Genomic DNA, 17,733 nt, shown 5'->3' on the forward strand with positions numbered 1-17,733 from the left:
AGTGAATTATAAAAAAATTATTATATTTGTATGTGTTTTTACTATGATTTTTTCAAATCTAGCCTATGCAAATCCAAGTGAATTACTAGAAGGGGAAGAATCTCAAAACTCATATTTAATAGGTTTACATAAAGACGTTTTAGCAGATGAATTTAAGGAGCAAAAATTAAAAGATAAAAAGATAAAAAAAATCAAAACGAAAAACAAAGAAATCATTGTAGCAATGTTAACCGAAACAGAGTTATTAGAAGTAGCTAGTAATGATGAGGTTTTATTTGTAGAAGAAAATGTAGTGGTAGAAGTTGCATCCGTAGATAAACCAAAAAAGAAAGAAATAGAAGAGAATGATCAGTTGATTCCTTGGGGAATTGATGCTATTAGTAGTGAACTTGTTCATGAAAATGGTATGGATGGTAAAAACATTAAGGTTGCCATTTTAGATACGGGAATCTCAGAACATCCAGATTTAAAGATGAAAGATGGCATTTCCTTTGTGGAAAGTGAATCTTTTAATGATGATGATCATGGACATGGTACACATGTTGCAGGAACCGTCGCTGCACTTGATAATGAAATGGGTGTTGTTGGGGTTGCTCCTGAAGTGGACTTTTATGGGGTGAAGGTCCTTAATGAAGATGGAAACGGCTCTTATGCACAAGTCATAGAAGGAATCCAATGGGCAATTGATCAAAAGATGGATATTATCTCTATGAGTTTTGGGGGACAAGCCTACAGCAGAGCTCTTCATGGAGTGATTCAAGATGCAGATGAAGAAGGCATTTTGATCATTGGTGCAGCTGGAAATGCAGGTGAAGGAACTCAAACTATACAATATCCAGCCTTATTCCCTGAAGTTATTTCGGTAGGAGCTGTGGATGAGAATTTAGAAAGAGCCAGTTATTCAAGTACAGGAGAAGAACTGGACCTAGTTGCACCAGGTTCTGACATCTTAAGTACTTTACAAAATGGAGAATATGGTGAAATGACAGGAACATCGATGGCCGTTCCTCATGTCACAGGTGCAGCAGCTCTCATTTGGTCCACAGATAAAAAATTATCTTCAGAAGAGATTAAAAATAAACTGTATAACACAGCAACACCACTAGGGGATGCACATGAATATGGTTATGGTCTCATCAATGTAGAAAAAGCATTAGGATTAATACATGAAGATGAACTAACTGAAGATGATGTAGTTGAAGAAGAGGAAACTGAATTAGATGAAACAACAGATGAACAAACTGATGAAACGATTGATGTAGAAGAAACAGAAGAATTTGAAGAAATTACAGAGATGCCGACTCCCAATATAGGAATAAAAGGAATTCCTTCAAAAGAGAATGTAACTGTTCCTCAATTAAATGGAGATTTATTATTAATTACTGCTTATTTTGATCCATCATATATGGATCAGTTAGATGATGAAGATTTAGTTCAATTCATTGAATTGGATACAGAACTAGTTAATGCAAAAATTTCTGACTTGAGTTTAGAAGATTATGAGTTGTTAGAAGAATTACTTCCAACAGCTATTACTCAATATAGACTCGATTTAGATCGGGAAGCATACATTGAAGAGTTAAACACATCTCAAAAAAAGAAATTAAATGTGAATAGAGTAGCTGAGTTAAATGAAATGATGTCTATTTCTGCTTTAGAAGAGTATACTTTCACTGAATTTAACAGTACCTATAATTTTGACATTAAATCTGATCAATACGTTGACTCATTATACCGAACAGCAAATAGAAGTGTAGCAGATATTTATTTACCTGGAATAAACGGCTTTGATTTTATATTAAAAAGACAATATAACTCTTTAGATAGTAAATTAATGAAGCCAGAATCAAGAAGTGGTGAAAACTATTCAATTCCTTTTGATACTGAAGAAGTGAAAAATGGATTCATTGCTAATGGATGGAGCTTGAACCTACCTTTTTTGGAAATCGATCGCGATATTGAAGGTAAGATCGTTCATGATATTAATTATTTGACTACGGATAGTGATGGTAAAGAAATATATGAAAGCAGCTATGTGTTTGACTCTGATGAACCTTCATTTAAAATGGTTTTCACAGTAGATGATGGTAGTTCATATGAGTTTCATTTAACCGATATTAATGGTTCTCCAAAGATGGAATTAATAGACTACCCATATGTGAATGAAGTTTCTCTAGAAGTAAGAGCGAATGGCTATAGACAGAAATTCGATTTTGAGAATGGCCCTGATAATTACATCGATAATATGTTAGGTTTTGATATAGAGATATATACATTAGGAATAGGTAATACCTTGTACGATTTCGATGATCAAGGACGAATTATTCAAAAGTATAGTCACATTAATAACATGGTTATAAACTATGAGTACGTTAATAATGATATTATCATAACAGATAAACTAGATAGAACAGTCAAGATTTATAGAGACGCTGATCTTGTTGTCTCCAAAATCGAAGCTAAGGATAGTGCAGGTAATATTATTGAAGAAATTAATTATGAAACGACTAAAAGAACTAAGACAATTACTTATAAGGAAAAAACAAATGATGATCATCCTAATGATTTAACAACAGAAAGCATTTCTTTTTGGCAACTTAACACTGTCAAAGATGGAAGTGGCAATGTTTTAGAGACGTATGATTACTACGCTATCGATTCAAGTACAATGGCAGACTTTAACTTAATACTTCCTACGGATGGGTATAGATATTATTCTTCATTTCAAGGTAGACCTTTATCGAGAGATGAAAATGAGGAATATGGTGAGTGGTTAGCATACTGGGCTGAAGATGGTGAAACATATGAACTCGGAGACATTTATGACGCACAACTATATGATTTTGCAGAACTTCCTTATTTATTATTAAAAAATATAAATTTTAATAATGGAACTACTCTTCAATTTGTTTATGATAAATATAATCCTCTTTGGTCAGTTGAACATGATGGTTATGATGAAGTTGGAATTGCTGAGGAGCTTAGAAATACGACAAGATTATTTTTAGATGAATTTGGCTTACAACATATTTCTTTCCATGCTGTGAATCGAGTATTGTATTCATATGAAGAAGATTCGCAATCGAAAGTGAATTATGAAACTTACTCTAATGAACATATGGATCATGGATATAACTTTAAGGAATATTGGAAATTTGATCGATACGACAATGATAGAATTCTAGGATATACTTCACGTTTCGGAGATAAACAAACGATCAAGAATGTTCAGGATTCAACTGGGGAAACCACTTTTTATCATTATGGAAATCATGGAAAAAGATTTTTGTTAGAATTCTCATGGATTAGAGATTCAAAAGAAAGTGAATTATTATTTTCTGAAGATGGAACTTCCTATTTGTCTAACACAGATGTTGTAACGGCATATGAGTACGATGATGATTACTTCAGACCGTCAAAAATTCATCAATATTCTGATCAAATACCAGATTATTGGGATGTAGTAGAACGTTTTGCAGACAGACGTATTAAATTTAGATATCCTTTGACTCAAAAGAATGTACAGTATCCTGTTCTACCTGTTTCTTCAGAACAAATCAATATGCAGACCAGTACTTTAGAATATGATACTTATGGAGAAATAACAACAGAAATTGATCCTTTAGGAAACGTAACAATGTATGAATATGATGATGAGAATTTCCATCAGCTTTCAAAGTTAACGGTGAATTCAGTAGATGGTCTAACAACTTATTTAAAGCAAGTTAACTATAATGATTATATGCCAGATTTCACTACTGAAACATACACTTATCAAGATCCATTCGAGCCATCGCTTCAAAAAACCGATGTTTTTAAAACAGATGTTCAATATGATGGTAAAGAATTATTAACTTCTATGGATATCTATGCCTCTGGAGATCAATTTGACGTGGAACAATTGATAACGGAAAAAGACTTTACGTACACTGATGATGCAAAATTAAAAACTGAAACTACAAAAGTTACTCTTGAAGAAGGATTAAGCCCGATATCTTTAACCGTTCAATATGATTATGATAACGATGGTAACTTAAGAGAAATCATCTATCCAGATACAAGTGAAGTCGAATATGATTATGATTACCTAGATCGCATTACATCATATAGTCAAGTCCCAGTTGGTGGAGATATTCGAACCACAACCGCAGGTTACTTAGACGATGAAAGAAAAGTAACAGTAAATACACCTGATGGTGAGCAAATCGAGAGCTTTTACACTCCATTTGGCTTAAACGTAAAACAAGTTAGAAAAGTAAATGAAGTATTTAGAGTGATGAATGAAATTGAATCTAATGATGGCATCATTACAGATGCAACAAAACCTTATGGAAATAGCGAATTGGGAACCAGTTATACGTATGATAACTTAAATCGTGTCATGAGCATGGAGGATGCTGAAGGCAATATTACAAGATATTATTATGCCAATACGGTTCAAGGTGCTGATGGATATAGTACCCTTCAACAAACAACCAAAGTAGTCTATCCTAACGGAAAAGAAGAAATCTCCTACTTTGATGTCAGTGGAAATCTAGTAAAGTTTGTTGAACGAGATGTCAATGGAAATAAAGAAAGAATCACAACAAATCAATATTCATCTTTAGGTCAATTACTAGAGGCATCCGTCACTTCTGAAGGAAAAACACAAACGAATCAATACGGTTATGATGGAAAAGGAAACCTAATCTTCTTAGAGGATGATCTTGGGCAAACATACAAGTATGTATATAACCCACTAGGACAAGTGGTAGAATACTATATCAATGACAAAACTGAGCCTGAAGTTACGAAAACATATAACGAAGTTGGGTGGTTGTTAACTGAAACTTCTCCATCAGGAGATCAAGAAACTTATACGTATAATAACAAAGGTCTAATTGAAACATTTGTAGATAAAAAAGGTCAAACGTTTACGTATACGTATAGCCCATATAACGAAGTTGAACATATGACGGTGACAGATAACACTGGCCAAGAAGTATTATGGGAAGACTATACGTATGACCCAGAAACAAGATTGCCAACAGAGCTTTCAAATAGTGAAGGGCAAACTCTTTCCTATACGTATGATGAGTGGAAACGATTAAACACACAAGAAATCGCTGGGAACACCTATACCTTTAACTATGATGATTTTGATAGACTAGAAGCTTTAGTTTATCCAGATTTAAAACAAGTAGATTATACGCATGACAATTTAAGTCGCATTCAAAACGTTTCTTATGACGGTCAATTGATGGGAGACTATGACTATACCATTTCTACAGATGGCACTTCTTCATCACTAAATTATGAAGCCTTATCCATGGGATTCCAAACGGATATGAATCCATTTGGAGAAATCATTTCTCATGAACAAAAAGATACTGGAAGTATTACTTGGGCTGAATCTTTTGGATATGATGGACTTGGTAATATTGAATCCATCAATCAAAACGGTGAAATTAGTAAGTATCAATATGACGATCTAAATCGAATCATTCAAGAGGATGTAGTGGAAGGTATCCAAACCTACACGTATGATGAAAAAGGAAACCGTAAAACAATGGAAGGAACAATGAAACTTCCATTAGGTCCAAGAGAATTTACGTATAATGCACTAAATCAATTAAGTACCTTTAAAGAAAATGATGAGGTAACTACATATCAATATTATGTAGGTGGACTACGTGCAACTAAAGAAAGTCAAGATGGTGACTTTACAAGATATATTTACTTCCAAGGAAATGTCATTGAAGAATTAGATCAAGAAGGAAACCCAACAGCAAGAAACATTTGGGGAAATCAGTTATTATATAGAGAAGATATGACATCTAGTCTTGGTGGATATTACTTCTATAACGGTCATGGTGATGTGGTTAAAGTCATCGCAGGAGATGGTAGTAAAGATGTTCTAAAAGAATATGACTACGACATCTGGGGTAATGTTTTAACTGAAACTAGTCATGAAACAAAAACCTTTGATAACCCATTCTTATATACAGGTGAAATCTATGATGAAGAATCTGGATTGATCTATTTACGTGCAAGATACTATGATCCATCCATGGGTAGATTTATTACTGAGGATACGTATGAAGGGGAGATTAATAATCCGCTTAGTTTGAATTTGTATACGTATGTACATAATAATCCATTGAAGTATGAAGATCCAAGTGGTCATAGGATTAAAGGAATAGATCCATCTTACTTTTATTTTTTATATAGATATAAGTCGTGGGGAGTTGCAAACATTGTTGAGGCTTATTTTGAAGAGGATATTAACGATGAAGAGTTTCTTCATTTAACTGGCATTGAGTTTAAAGAAAGGGAAAAAGCTGACTCAGCTGGGGCTATATCGTTTGAAGCTGGAGCAACTGCTAATGGTGCAGAAAGAGAAGTCGCTGAACAATTAGCTAAAATAGGATATGATGTTATGCATCTCAAAGAAAAAAATGATGGGAGTAATGGAACTAGAACCCCTGATTATTTAGTTAACGGCGAGTTTTTATTTGAACTTAAAACATTAGGGGGAGATAACTTTAACTCAAATACAGGTGCAACAAATGCAGCTAAAGGGATTAGCCAAGGAGCCAATACTATTATAATTGATGCCCAAAAATATGGAGATGATTATAACCTTATAGATATTTTTGATGTAGTTTATATGGGTGTATACTACGCTCAAAAAAATGGATATAGTATAGAGGATAATACAGAAATACAAATATGGACAACAGATGGAATTTATTATCACAATGTCGGGGAACTAGAACCTGAATTTAATTCAAATGCCATTTATTAATATTATTGGAGGTAATATGCTTGGGAGTCAATTTTAATGCGATGTTTACACATTCGTATAATTTTAATGAAATTAAGGCTATACCAGATACTATAAATAATAATGGCCAGATGGTTTATTTGAATAATATAGTCTATGAGAATTCTCACAGCAAGTGGGAATTGCCAGAAGCCTATAGTGAACTGGATTTTAATATTGGTGGATTTGTTACTGTAATAGGACCTAATTTTTTGGAGCTCACCTTTGGTCAATATTTATGTAGTTTACATCATGTTATTAGGTGGAGTACCTTTATATCTAATAAAGAAGCTCAAATGTGGCTAAGAAATATATGTTATGAATTATCAAGTGTTTTAGGAAATCCGATGTACATTCCTGATAATTATGATGATTGCCTTACTTTTGTCTTAGAGGAAGGCAATCATCAAGACGTCAATAGATTCTTACAGAAAAACTTTGGAAGTCCAAATAAAACGATCGAATCTTTGAATGAGAAGAACGAGGACCTTGGATTTAATGGATATCAAGGATATTACATCGACACATTTGCTGACTTGAAAAAAGAATAAAGTTATTGATAGAAATTTTAAATTAGCCAAATTGATTCTTTAACTATTTAAAAGAAACTTAAGAGAGGATACAGTTGCTCTCTTAAGTTTTTTATATGTAAGTCCCCTAAACGATCGTTTAGGGGATGATCCAAGATTGATTCATAAACACTTGATTTTTTATGTATTTCTAGACCCATCACTCATCTTTTTATCAAAATTCCGTTATTATCTCGATTCACCCTTTATAGTACAAGTTATATTCTTTAATTTAGAGAGTATAGTTATATTTCAAGTTTAAACCTTTTGACTAGGAAAGGTTATTTTGATTCTCTTTAAGGTCTAACAAACTTTAAAAGTAACATATTTCCATTGGAATAAGAAGGGATATTTATATATGATGAATAAGGTAAATAAATGAAAGTTTTAAAAATAAGCAAGGAATTTAATTTAGAATGTAGGTGCACAAATAAAATATGGGGAAAAACAAAAAAGATCTAATTATTATCAATTTAATTTTTATGAGTGCAATATTAACTGCTTGCACAGGTTTGTTCAGTGACTTCAAGAGTATACTGCTTAGCATTGATACTAATAACACAATTAACGATTTAAATCTTTCATATTTTAAAGTAACTGTTTACACAGCTAGAGAAACTTTTCATTTAGATTTATATCTTCCGCTTATAATTACAATTATCGGTATTATTTATAATGTTACGTGTTATCTAATTCATTTTCTAAAGGACGAGTGATTTATATATTTTAAACTTATGATATCATAATGTAGTGCAATCCTATCAAACAATTATAATAATTTTCATTCTTCTTTAATGATAAGAAAATATCAGCGTCATGTTATAACTAATAGAAATACCTTTAACCACAGGTGAACTAACCTCGCTTGTGGTTCTTCTTTTTTGGGAAAAATAAAAGCCGATGATTCCTTAGCGTTGGAAAAATCGGTTTTATCATATTGAAATTTGCTTAGCGTATGTTTTCCGCGTTTTGTTGGTAGGACCCCATATAGAGAATATGATATTAATCTCAAAATAAGAGATGTTGGTAGAGGTGGAGAAAGAATTGTTATAGATCAAAATGATGGTTCAGTTTAGATATTTACCCCCTTTGAATAAATAGGATGGAGGAGTAACACATGGATACATTAGACGATATAATTAAAAAATATGTTAATTCAACAATAATTCATGGAAAAGAAAGTGAGGAGGGAAATTATAAGCTTGCAAATAAGCATTATAAGCTAAGATCTAAATTCTTCGAGCAGATCAAAGGTCATGGTGAATTAGGTCGCCAGGAACTAATAAAGTTATTATCTCATGAAAATGGTCATGTCAGGGTTGGTGCTGCATTCCATGTTTTATCATTTAATCCTGATCTTGCAAGAAATGTATTAAAAAAATCGGTTACTGAACCTAAAGGTGTAGGTTTTAAAGCAAAGATGATTATTAAGGAATTCGAAAAAGGAAACCTAACAATATAGAAAAATGTTCTTGATTTCTAAATTACATCATAAATACTTTCAACCTTAAGGGAGTTCAATGCTTCTTTGAGGTTTTTTTGTATGAGGAAGATTTTAAAAATTAACAAAATAACAGAAGGAAGGGATTTAATGTTCGATGATATTAATTTTAAAAATGGAAACATTGTTTATGATGATTTCCAAATTGATACAAAATTACCATTGGAAAAACAGGCAGATAATTTGAAAGAAGATATGTTTCAAGTTAGATTTTTGAATAAGTATACAATTGATATCGGCTGGTACCCTTGTACCGATATTAATGGTAAGTTTATTATTTATTTAATTAAAGAATATAATTGGGAAGAGCCTCTGTATAAAGAAAGTTGTAGAAGCATTGAGGAATTAAAACAACATTTAATTAAATGTGTAAATATTGTAGAAACTCAATTAAATATTTAAGATATATGAATAATTCCTAATATACAATTTTAATTAAGGACTACAAGTAATGATCAGTACATTGTTTGTGGTTCTTTTAATTTCCTTGATTTTAGTTTCCATAAAAAATCCATTTTAATTTACAAACGAGAGTTTAGAATAGTTCAATTATTTTATTTTCGTTCAGTCTCAAAGTCTTATAGAGAGGGGATTTCAAACAAATACAATTTGTTTGAAAGGTGATAAGATAATGCATGGACAAAACAGACAAGAAAAAATTCTACGATAGTCAAACATGGAAAGATTGTAGACTACTTGTATTAAATCGGGATAATCACTTATGCCAAATCTGTTTAAAACAAAAAAAAATTAGATCTGCTGATATTGTCCACCATAAAGAACACTTAGAAGATTATCCAGATAAAGCATTAGATATGGATAATCTATTAAGTGTTTGTTCGTCGTGCCATAATAAAGAACATCCAGAGAAAGGGAAGAAGGAGCAGAGAAAGAAGAGGACAAGGAGAATCAAAGTAATAGAAGTAAAGGCAAATGAAGAAGTGATATAAGGAGGAGATAACATTGAAAATTACGTGTATTTACTGTGCATAGCCCCCCCTACTACTAAACACAAAAAACTAAGAAAGCTAGACCGGGCGGGCAGCTTCGTTTACACCGCAGAAAAAATTTTCATGAAAGGGGGGTAACAAAAAAATGGCTGTACCTACTGCTAAAAAAATACGTGAATATTTAGGTGATTCTTATGAAGAATCTGACGAGGAATTAATTAAGATTTATATTGAAACACACCAATTTTATAGGAGGTTGCAAAAGGAAGTGAAGGACTCTGACTTGATGTATGAACACACGAATAAAGCAGGGGCTACTAACCTTATCAAAAACCCCCTATCCATTGAGCTGACTAAGACGGTGCAAACTTTGAACAACCTTTTAAAGTCGCTTGGATTAACTCCAGCTCAACGTAAGAAAGTGGTGAATGAAGAAGATGACGACTTCGAAGATTTCTAATACAGGGGCTCTCAATGTGCTCATAAAACCTGCTCAATCACTTCTAACTACTTGGTATGCAGAACAAGTTGTTTCTGAAAAAATAGTAGCCTCAAAAGAGGTTATTTTAGCTTGTGAGAGGCATTTAAATGACCTTAAAAGGGCAAAAAATAGCGATTTTCCATACATTTTTATAGAAAAAATAGGACATAGACCCATACGTTTTATTGAAAGTTTCTGCAAACCATCAAAAGGTGATTTTAAACAGTTAATACTTCAGCCTTGGCAACATTTTGTTTTAGGTTCCACGTATGGGTGGATTCACAAAGATACAGGCGTAAGAAGATTTAAAGAATGTATCATTTTTGTGGGCAGGAAAAACGGAAAGACTACTATGATCTCAGGAACCGCAAATTATGGTTGCAGTAAAGATCAAGAGAACGGTGCAGACGTTATTTTATTAGCAAATTCAATGAAACAAGCTAAATTATTGTTTGATGAGTCTAAGAAAATGATTGGATCTTCACCTCAATTAAAGAAAAGGTTTAGGACATTAAGGGATGCTATTCATTATGATAAAACCTTTTCAAAAATAGAACCACAAGCAACGGATAGTGATAAATTGGATGGGTTGAATACTCACCTCGGTATTTTTGATGAAATCCATGAATATAAGGACTACAAATTAATAAATGTCATTAAAAACTCGAGAGGAAGCAGGAAACAACCTTTATTAATTTATATAACTACCGCTGGCTATCAGTTAGATGGACCGTTAGTAGATTATTATGAACAAGGTGTCGATGTATTGAATGGTCTTATAGAAGATGAACGAACCTTTTATTATCTTGCTAGTTTAGATGGTGAAAGGGAGTTTGAAAAGCCTGAAATGTGGATCAAGGCTAATCCTAACCTCGGTATATCCATCCATTTACAAGATATGATCGAGGATTGGGAAAAAGCGAAACGTATCCCTGCAGAAAAGAATGACTTTATAACAAAGCGGTTTAATATATTTGTAAAATCAGATGAACAGTCCTATTTAGATTACCAGGTCATTCAACGAAATCATAAAATCATGGGTATTGAAACTTTAAAAGGAATGTCATGTGTTGGAGGTTTCGACCTTTCAGAATCAGAAGATTTCACAAGTGTCTGTCTCGAATTTCCTCTTGATTCAGGTGAGGTTTTTGTACTATCTCATTCTTGGTTACCTAGAAAAAAAGTATTAGCAAATAATGAGAAAATTGATTATTTAGGGTTATCAGAACAAGGTCTTTTGACCATTGTTGATGAGGAATACATCAAGTTGGAACTTATATATGAATGGTTTGTGAGGCATTCTGAGATCTACTCTATCCAAAAAATAATGTATGATCCGGCCAAAGCCTTTCGAATCATCAAGGACCTTGAGAATTTTGGCTTTAAAACTGAAGTGGTTAGACAAGGAGCTTTGACTTTAACCCCTGTTTTAAGAGATTTAGAAGCTATGTTTATTGATGGAAAAGTAATATTTAATCAAAATAAGCTATTCAGATGGTACATTAATAACGTGCAGTTAAAGAAAAATGATAATGGAAGTTGGTTGCCTAAAAAGCAAGGTCGCTACCGTAAAATTGACGGTTTTGCGGCCTTTTTAAATGCGCATTCAGAAGTGATGAAAATGATGGTTGCACCTAAAGGTGACGGAAAAATAAATGTGGTATCAATGAAGGACCTAATGAATTAAGAAAGGTGGTGATTTTGTGAAATGGGTTAAAAAGATCAAGGGTGCCATTAGTGGAGCGATTGAAGGATGGAAAGGGGAGGGTTTTGATTTTTCAAGTTGGTTTGGACGTACTTTTTGGGGTTCAGATAATTCCCAACTTGCGAATAATGAAACCATTTTTAGTGTTGTATCAAGACTATCAAATAGTATGGCCTCGCTACCCTTAAAGCTACATCAGAGCTATGACACGGTATCTAACTCAGCATCAGATGTATTGATGAACTCACCTAATTCTTATATGAGTTCATTTGAGTTTATACGAAACATGGAAACCATGAGAAATGAAACAGGAAATGCTTATGCAGTGATTGAACGAGATATTCGAGGACAAGTTTCACGCCTCACTCCGTTAATATCAGCATATGTAGAACCTATATTCAATAGGGATAGTAACGAATTGTGGTATAAGGTGATCGGTGATAAAACTTATTACTTTCACAACCTAGATATCTTGCATTTAAAACATATCGTTGGATCTGGAAATCTAAAGGGAATAAATCCCATTAAGGTCCTCGCGAATACCAGTGAATATGACAAAGCAGTTCGTGAGTTTAGTCTAAATGAAATGCAAAGTGCTTCAAACTCTTTCATCTTAAAGTACGATGCAAATGTGGATCATGATAAGCGTCAAAAAGTCATAGAAGATTTTAAACGCTTTTATCAAGACAATGGGGGTATTTTATTTCAAGAACCTGGTGTTGAGATCAATGAGATCCAAAGAAAATACATTCCTGCAGATACATTTACATCTGAAAAGATTACACGTTCACGTGTGGCTAATGTTTTTAATGTACCAGTTACCTTTTTAAATGATACCGAGGGTCAAAGTTATTCGAGTAGTGAGCAGTTAATGCGTGTCTTTGTTCAGCTCACATTAATGCCTATTGTTCGTCAATATGAACAAGAGTTTGATCGTAAATTGCTTAATAAAGATGAAAGAGACAGAGGTTATTACTTTAAGTTTAATGTAGGGGCATTATTAAGGGGAGATACAGCAGCAAGAGCAGCATTATATCATAACGGACTACGTAATGGGTGGCTAAGTAGGGATGAAGTTCGAAGGTGGGAAGACTTACCCCCACGTGGTGGTAAAGCAGATGAATTATGGGTGAGTGGAGATATGTATCCTTTGGAAATGGATCCATCACAACGAAAGGGGGTGAAGGATAATGGAGAAGTTTTGGAAAGTAAAAGCAATTGATCATACTATGGGTGAAATACAGATATACGGTGAGATCACATCGTATAAATGGGATGAATCAGACACGACAGCAAAATGTTTTAAAGAGGATTTAGATCGTTTAGGTGACATAAAGACCTTAAACATTTATATGAATTCTCCTGGTGGATCAGTATATGAAGGGAATGCAATCTATAACATCTTAAAAAGGCATAAAGCAAAAATAAATATTCATATCGATGGAATAGCAGCGAGTATCGCAAGTGTCATCGCAATGGCAGGCGATACTATTTTTATGCCCGAAAACGCGATGATGATGATTCATAATCCTTGGACATTTGCTATGGGAAATGCATCTGATCTAAGAAAAGAAGCTGATGATTTAGATAAAGCTCAAGAGAGTATGGTGATTTCTTATCTTGCAAAAACAGGTGAGAAATTAGACAGAGACAAGTTAATGAGTATGTTGGATGCCGAAACGTGGTTATCTGCTAAAGAGTGTTACGACTATGGGTTATGTGACGTGATAGAAGAAGAAAAGAATATCGCTGCTAGTGTTCATTGTGATTTTTTTGCAAAATACAAAAACACACCTAAAAATCTACTAGAATTAGCAAATAAAACAACTGATTTGGACATTTCAGACGAAGAAAAACAGGTAAGACAACAGTTAAAAGAAGAAGCAGAAGCGAGTATTCAAAAATTAAATTTAATCCTTGGAGGGATATAAACATGACATTATATGAATTGAAAGCAAGTATAGCGACAGTGGGAAGCGAGTTAAAAAAAATAGAGGGGGATATTTCAGCAAAGGCAGCGAATCCAACTGTACCTATTGAGGATATACAGAGTTTAAAAAGCCAAAAAAAGGACTTGAAAGAAAGATTTGATTTGTTACAAGAGCAACATGATGAGTTAGAATTAGAGCAAAAAGCTAATTTACAAGCAAGAATGAAGAATAACTCATCTTTAAATCCAGGTTTAGAAAGTGAAGATCCAAAAGCCAGATTAACAGGTGCAAAAGCTGAATTAATTCGTGCAACTATGCGCAAGCAATCAGTTTCTAAAGATGTTTTTAATGCACTTGGAGATAACGATTCAACAGGTGGAAATAAGTTTTTGCCGAAAACAGTTTCCAGTGAAATTTTAGTCGAACCTTTTGTTAAAAATCAACTTCGTGAATTATCGATGATTACTCAAATTCCAAATTTAGAAATTCCCAAATTAAGCTTTACTTTAGATGATGATGATTTCATTAATGATGAAGAAACAGCAAAAGAGTTAAAAGCCGATGGAGATGTCGTTTCTTTTAATCGTCATAAATTTAAAGTATTGGCTGGGGTCTCTGAAACAGTTCTCAACGGTACGGATACGAATTTAGTATCCAATGTTGAAATGAGTTTACAATCAGGTGTTGCAGCTAAAGAGAAGAAAGTTGCTTTTGCTACAACACCAAAAGCAGGAGAAGAGCATATGTCTTTTTATGGCGTTTCCATTATTGAGAAGGAAGCAGGAAATATGTATGAGGCTATAACAGATGCGATTGCAGACCTTCATGAAGATTATCGAGAAAATGCAACGATTGTTATGCGTTATCAAGATTACAAAAACATTATAAAAGAGCTTGCTAATGGAAGTGCTACTTTATTTGCGGCACAACCTGAACAGGTTCTCGGAAAGCCAGTGGTATTTTGTGACTCCGCCATTCATCCAGTAGTAGGAGATTTTAATTATTCGCATTTCAATTATGATTTAGATGCACTTTATGATAGAGATAAAGATGTAAAAACGGGCATTGAACAATTTGTAGTAACAGCGTGGTTTGATCATCAAATCAAGCTGAAATCAGCATTTCGTATTGCAAAAATTGTTCCTGAAGCTTAATAGGACCCTAAATGATGCTTGAGGAATTAAAAAAATATCTAAGAATCGATGGGAGTGAGGATGACGTAATCCTCACTCTTTTACTTGATGCTGCTGAAGAATATTTAACAAATGCTGGCGTTCCAGAGTCAGAGAGTAAATTATACAAGTTAGCAGTAATGCTATACGTTACACTTCATTATGAAAATCGTGATCCGAGTCAAAAGATGGAAAAACTGAACTTTGCTTTTCAAGGGATACTCTTGCAACTGAAAGAATGGGGTGAAAATGAGTGAAAAATTACGTTGTAATAAGGGGTTTTATTGATAAAATCACTAAAAAACAATATAAAATGGGTGATTTATACGAAGCAAACAAGGAAAGAGCAGCAGAATTAAACAATGGTGGGTTTATAGCAGTAGAGGTCAATGATGATCCAGATCATATTTTAGATAACAATGTCAGTGAGGTATTAGATTCAATTACAGAAGAACTTACAAAAGCAGAATTAAGAGAACTATTTGATACTGAATCATCTGGCAAGAACAGAACGACAGTCTTAAAACATATTGAATCTCTGCTAGGAGAATCTCTGTTATGAACCCAGGACAATTAAATCAAAGGATTACCATTCAAAAATTTGATGAAAATGCAATGAATGATAACGGATTTCCTTTACCTGATGATGATCCTAAGACGTGGACAGATGTTAAAACGGTTTGGGCTATGATTAAAACAATGAAAGGAAAAGAATTTTATCAAGCTGCAAGTGTTCATGCTGAAAATACAGTGAGATTTGTTATTCGTTACACTAGGGATGAAATAAATACAAAAATGAGAGTCAAACTTAAAGAGCACTATTATGACATTGAATCTGTTACAAATGACGACATGAAAAATAAAACTTTGACTATCATTGCAAAGGAAGTGATGTGATGGGATTTGAATTGACAGGAATGAAAGATGTACTAAAAAACTTAGAGAAAATGGGGAATCAAAGTCAAGAGGTTGCAGATGAAGCTTTAAAAGCAGGAGCAGGGGTTCTAAGAGCAAAAATGGAAGAATTAGCACCAAGATCTACTTTAAACAAAGAACATTTAGTAGATCATATCATTATCTCATCAATTAAAGAGGGAAAGTTAGGTGTGGGTCCTAAACAGGACTTTTTTTATGCTCATTTTTTGGAGTTCGGTACATCAAAAATAAGTCCTCAACCTTTTGCTCAACCTGCTTTTGAAGCAAGTAAAAGTCAAATTGAAAGTACAATGTCTGAGGTTATTAAAAGAGGATTAGGGTTATGAGTATTAACTCAATCATCATCAATGCTCTAAAAAACATTGGTTTACCTGTGAACTTTCAAACTTATTTTGGTGATGAAAAAACATACATTACATTTTTTGAATATAACCAAAAATCACGACTCAATGCTGATGATGAAGAACAAAGAACAGCACACTTTATTCAAGTGGATGTATGGAGCAATACAGATTATACAGACATAGTAAGCCAAGTAAAACAGGCTATGAAATCAAATGGATTTACAAGAACAAGCGAAGCAGATTTATATGAAAAAGAAACAGGTATTTTTCACAAAGTAATACGATTTAAGGGGGAAATTTAATGAGTGCAATTATTATTGGTTTAAAAAATATTCATGTTGCTGAAATGTTGACTGACAATGAAACTGAGACAACATATGATACACCAAAGCGACTTGCATTAGCGATTGAAGCGAAAATAAAACCGAATGTGAACACAGCGACTTTATATGCTGATGATGGTCCTGCAGCTACGGATAGTAGTTTAGGAGAAATTGAAGTTGAATTAAATATTGATTCTTTACCGACTGAAATGCAGGAATTTCTATTAGGGCATACAGTGAATGCAGAGGGGGTATTGATTAAAAAGTCTGATGATCAAGCTCCTTATGTTGCTCTGGGATTTAATTCACCTACAAGCGATGGACAAAATCAATATGTGTGGCTGTATAAAGGGAAGTTTGAATTACCAGAGGCGAACTATAAAACAAAAGGGGAATCTATTGAATATCAAACACCCACCATTACAGGTAAGTTCATTAAACGTGAATTTGACAACGCATGGAAAGCAACAGTGATGAGTGGGGATGCAGGTGTTAGTGCAACAGTGATTATGAATTGGTTTACTGGCGTATATAAAGAAACAGCGTAAGAGGCTATGATTTCATAGTCTCTTTTTAATATAAGGAGGGTTAAAAATGGGAAAGAACGTGACTCAAAAAGGGGTAAAAATTGAATTAGGTGGGAAAGAACGAAAATTATTATTTGATTTGAACAGTCTTGTTGAATTGGAAGAACATTATGGTGATATACAAGAAGCATTTAATCAGTTACAGAAAATGAGTTTTAAAGCGACTCGCAAATTACTCCATGCAGCATTAGCACATGAGAATCTAACAGAAACGGAAGTAGGGAGCCTGATTGATATGTCTAACATGTCAACCGTAATGTCAAAAATAACAGAAGCATTTGAAAGTTCATTACCAGAAACGAATGATTCAAAAAACAAGCAAGCCAGTCCCAAAAGCAAATAGATTGGGACTGGCTTTACTATTGTGGAACGGTTCTTTTGAATATGGATGAAAAAACTTTTTGGCACTGTACATTACGCAAGATATAC

17 protein-coding genes are annotated in these 17,733 nt (G+C 33.4%); all 17 read left to right on the plus strand.

From position 1 onward, the window contains the following. Position 1 precedes the first annotated feature (1 nt). Complete coding sequence (locus VQL36_RS04750; RefSeq protein ID WP_349248213.1) at positions 2-6,787, plus strand: S8 family serine peptidase; 6,786 nt, start codon at positions 2-4, stop codon at positions 6,785-6,787. A gap of 20 nt (positions 6,788-6,807) precedes the next feature. Further along, positions 6,808-7,356 carry a hypothetical protein gene (locus VQL36_RS04755; protein ID WP_349248214.1) on the plus strand — a complete coding sequence of 183 codons (549 nt, stop codon included), beginning with the start codon at positions 6,808-6,810 and terminating at the stop codon, positions 7,354-7,356. 1,135 nt (positions 7,357-8,491) lie between these two features. Continuing rightward, the gene (locus VQL36_RS04760) at positions 8,492-8,836 is read left to right on the plus strand and encodes a hypothetical protein (protein ID WP_349248215.1); all 345 of its coding nucleotides are present in this window, start codon (positions 8,492-8,494) and stop codon (positions 8,834-8,836) included. An 81-nt stretch (positions 8,837-8,917) separates the two neighbouring features. Then, a complete protein-coding gene (locus VQL36_RS04765) occupies positions 8,918-9,277 on the plus strand; it encodes a hypothetical protein (RefSeq protein ID WP_349248216.1) in 360 nt (119 codons plus the stop codon). A 233-nt stretch (positions 9,278-9,510) separates the two neighbouring features. Beyond that, on the plus strand, positions 9,511-9,825 hold the full coding sequence (locus tag VQL36_RS04770; RefSeq protein ID WP_349248217.1) for an HNH endonuclease signature motif containing protein: 315 nt from the start codon (positions 9,511-9,513) through the stop codon (positions 9,823-9,825). 145 nt (positions 9,826-9,970) lie between these two features. Further along, the gene (locus VQL36_RS04775; RefSeq protein WP_349248218.1) at positions 9,971-10,285 is read left to right on the plus strand and encodes a P27 family phage terminase small subunit; all 315 of its coding nucleotides are present in this window, start codon (positions 9,971-9,973) and stop codon (positions 10,283-10,285) included. After that, positions 10,263-11,993, plus strand: coding sequence for a terminase large subunit (locus VQL36_RS04780; protein WP_349248219.1), 1,731 nt, complete (start codon positions 10,263-10,265; stop codon positions 11,991-11,993). Before VQL36_RS04775 ends, VQL36_RS04780 begins: the two co-directional genes overlap by 23 nt. Positions 11,994-12,009: 16 nt before the next feature. Then, positions 12,010-13,233, plus strand: a complete 1,224-nt coding sequence (locus VQL36_RS04785; RefSeq protein ID WP_349248220.1) for a phage portal protein — start codon at positions 12,010-12,012, stop codon at positions 13,231-13,233. Continuing rightward, positions 13,202-13,942, plus strand: a complete 741-nt coding sequence (locus VQL36_RS04790) for a head maturation protease, ClpP-related (protein ID WP_349248221.1) — start codon at positions 13,202-13,204, stop codon at positions 13,940-13,942. The genes VQL36_RS04785 and VQL36_RS04790 overlap by 32 nt, the downstream gene beginning before the upstream one ends. 2 nt (positions 13,943-13,944) lie before the next feature. Continuing rightward, positions 13,945-15,096 carry a phage major capsid protein gene (locus VQL36_RS04795; protein WP_349248222.1) on the plus strand — a complete coding sequence of 384 codons (1,152 nt, stop codon included), beginning with the start codon at positions 13,945-13,947 and terminating at the stop codon, positions 15,094-15,096. 14 nt (positions 15,097-15,110) lie between these two features. After that, a complete protein-coding gene (locus VQL36_RS04800; protein ID WP_349248223.1) occupies positions 15,111-15,371 on the plus strand; it encodes a head-tail connector protein in 261 nt (86 codons plus the stop codon). Continuing rightward, positions 15,368-15,676 carry a hypothetical protein gene (locus VQL36_RS04805; protein WP_349248224.1) on the plus strand — a complete coding sequence of 103 codons (309 nt, stop codon included), beginning with the start codon at positions 15,368-15,370 and terminating at the stop codon, positions 15,674-15,676. The genes VQL36_RS04800 and VQL36_RS04805 overlap by 4 nt, the downstream gene beginning before the upstream one ends. Next, a complete protein-coding gene (locus tag VQL36_RS04810; RefSeq protein ID WP_349248225.1) occupies positions 15,673-16,011 on the plus strand; it encodes a phage head closure protein in 339 nt (112 codons plus the stop codon). The genes VQL36_RS04805 and VQL36_RS04810 overlap by 4 nt, the downstream gene beginning before the upstream one ends. Next, positions 16,011-16,376: an HK97-gp10 family putative phage morphogenesis protein gene (locus VQL36_RS04815; RefSeq protein ID WP_349248226.1), complete on the plus strand. Its 366-nt coding sequence runs from the start codon at positions 16,011-16,013 to the stop codon at positions 16,374-16,376. Before VQL36_RS04810 ends, VQL36_RS04815 begins: the two co-directional genes overlap by 1 nt. Further along, a complete protein-coding gene (locus VQL36_RS04820) occupies positions 16,373-16,696 on the plus strand; it encodes a hypothetical protein (protein ID WP_349248227.1) in 324 nt (107 codons plus the stop codon). The genes VQL36_RS04815 and VQL36_RS04820 overlap by 4 nt, the downstream gene beginning before the upstream one ends. Continuing rightward, a complete protein-coding gene (locus tag VQL36_RS04825) occupies positions 16,696-17,265 on the plus strand; it encodes a major tail protein (RefSeq protein WP_349248228.1) in 570 nt (189 codons plus the stop codon). Before VQL36_RS04820 ends, VQL36_RS04825 begins: the two co-directional genes overlap by 1 nt. 46 nt (positions 17,266-17,311) lie before the next feature. Beyond that, a complete protein-coding gene (locus VQL36_RS04830) occupies positions 17,312-17,647 on the plus strand; it encodes a hypothetical protein (RefSeq protein ID WP_349248229.1) in 336 nt (111 codons plus the stop codon). Positions 17,648-17,733: the final 86 nt, after the last annotated feature.

The organism is Chengkuizengella sp. SCS-71B (assembly GCF_040100845.1).
GTDB lineage: Bacteria > Bacillota > Bacilli > Paenibacillales > KCTC-33759 > Chengkuizengella.

Bases quoted from the DNA above. Each gene is read 5' to 3' on its own strand.
- VQL36_RS04810 (WP_349248225.1), top strand. From the start codon at position 15,673: ATGAACCCAGGACAATTAAATCAAAGGATTACCATTCAAAAATTTGAT.
- VQL36_RS04830 (WP_349248229.1), top strand. From the start codon at position 17,312: ATGGGAAAGAACGTGACTCAAAAAGGGGTAAAAATTGAATTAGGTGGG.
- VQL36_RS04820 (WP_349248227.1), top strand. From the start codon at position 16,373: ATGAGTATTAACTCAATCATCATCAATGCTCTAAAAAACATTGGTTTA.
- VQL36_RS04780 (WP_349248219.1), top strand. From the start codon at position 10,263: ATGACGACTTCGAAGATTTCTAATACAGGGGCTCTCAATGTGCTCATA.
- VQL36_RS04765 (WP_349248216.1), top strand. From the start codon at position 8,918: ATGAGGAAGATTTTAAAAATTAACAAAATAACAGAAGGAAGGGATTTA.
- VQL36_RS04800 (WP_349248223.1), top strand. From the start codon at position 15,111: ATGCTTGAGGAATTAAAAAAATATCTAAGAATCGATGGGAGTGAGGAT.
- VQL36_RS04790 (WP_349248221.1), top strand. From the start codon at position 13,202: ATGGAGAAGTTTTGGAAAGTAAAAGCAATTGATCATACTATGGGTGAA.
- VQL36_RS04825 (WP_349248228.1), top strand. From the start codon at position 16,696: ATGAGTGCAATTATTATTGGTTTAAAAAATATTCATGTTGCTGAAATG.
- VQL36_RS04775 (WP_349248218.1), top strand. From the start codon at position 9,971: ATGGCTGTACCTACTGCTAAAAAAATACGTGAATATTTAGGTGATTCT.
- VQL36_RS04795 (WP_349248222.1), top strand. From the start codon at position 13,945: ATGACATTATATGAATTGAAAGCAAGTATAGCGACAGTGGGAAGCGAG.
- VQL36_RS04815 (WP_349248226.1), top strand. From the start codon at position 16,011: ATGGGATTTGAATTGACAGGAATGAAAGATGTACTAAAAAACTTAGAG.
- VQL36_RS04760 (WP_349248215.1), top strand. From the start codon at position 8,492: ATGGATACATTAGACGATATAATTAAAAAATATGTTAATTCAACAATA.
- VQL36_RS04770 (WP_349248217.1), top strand. From the start codon at position 9,511: ATGGACAAAACAGACAAGAAAAAATTCTACGATAGTCAAACATGGAAA.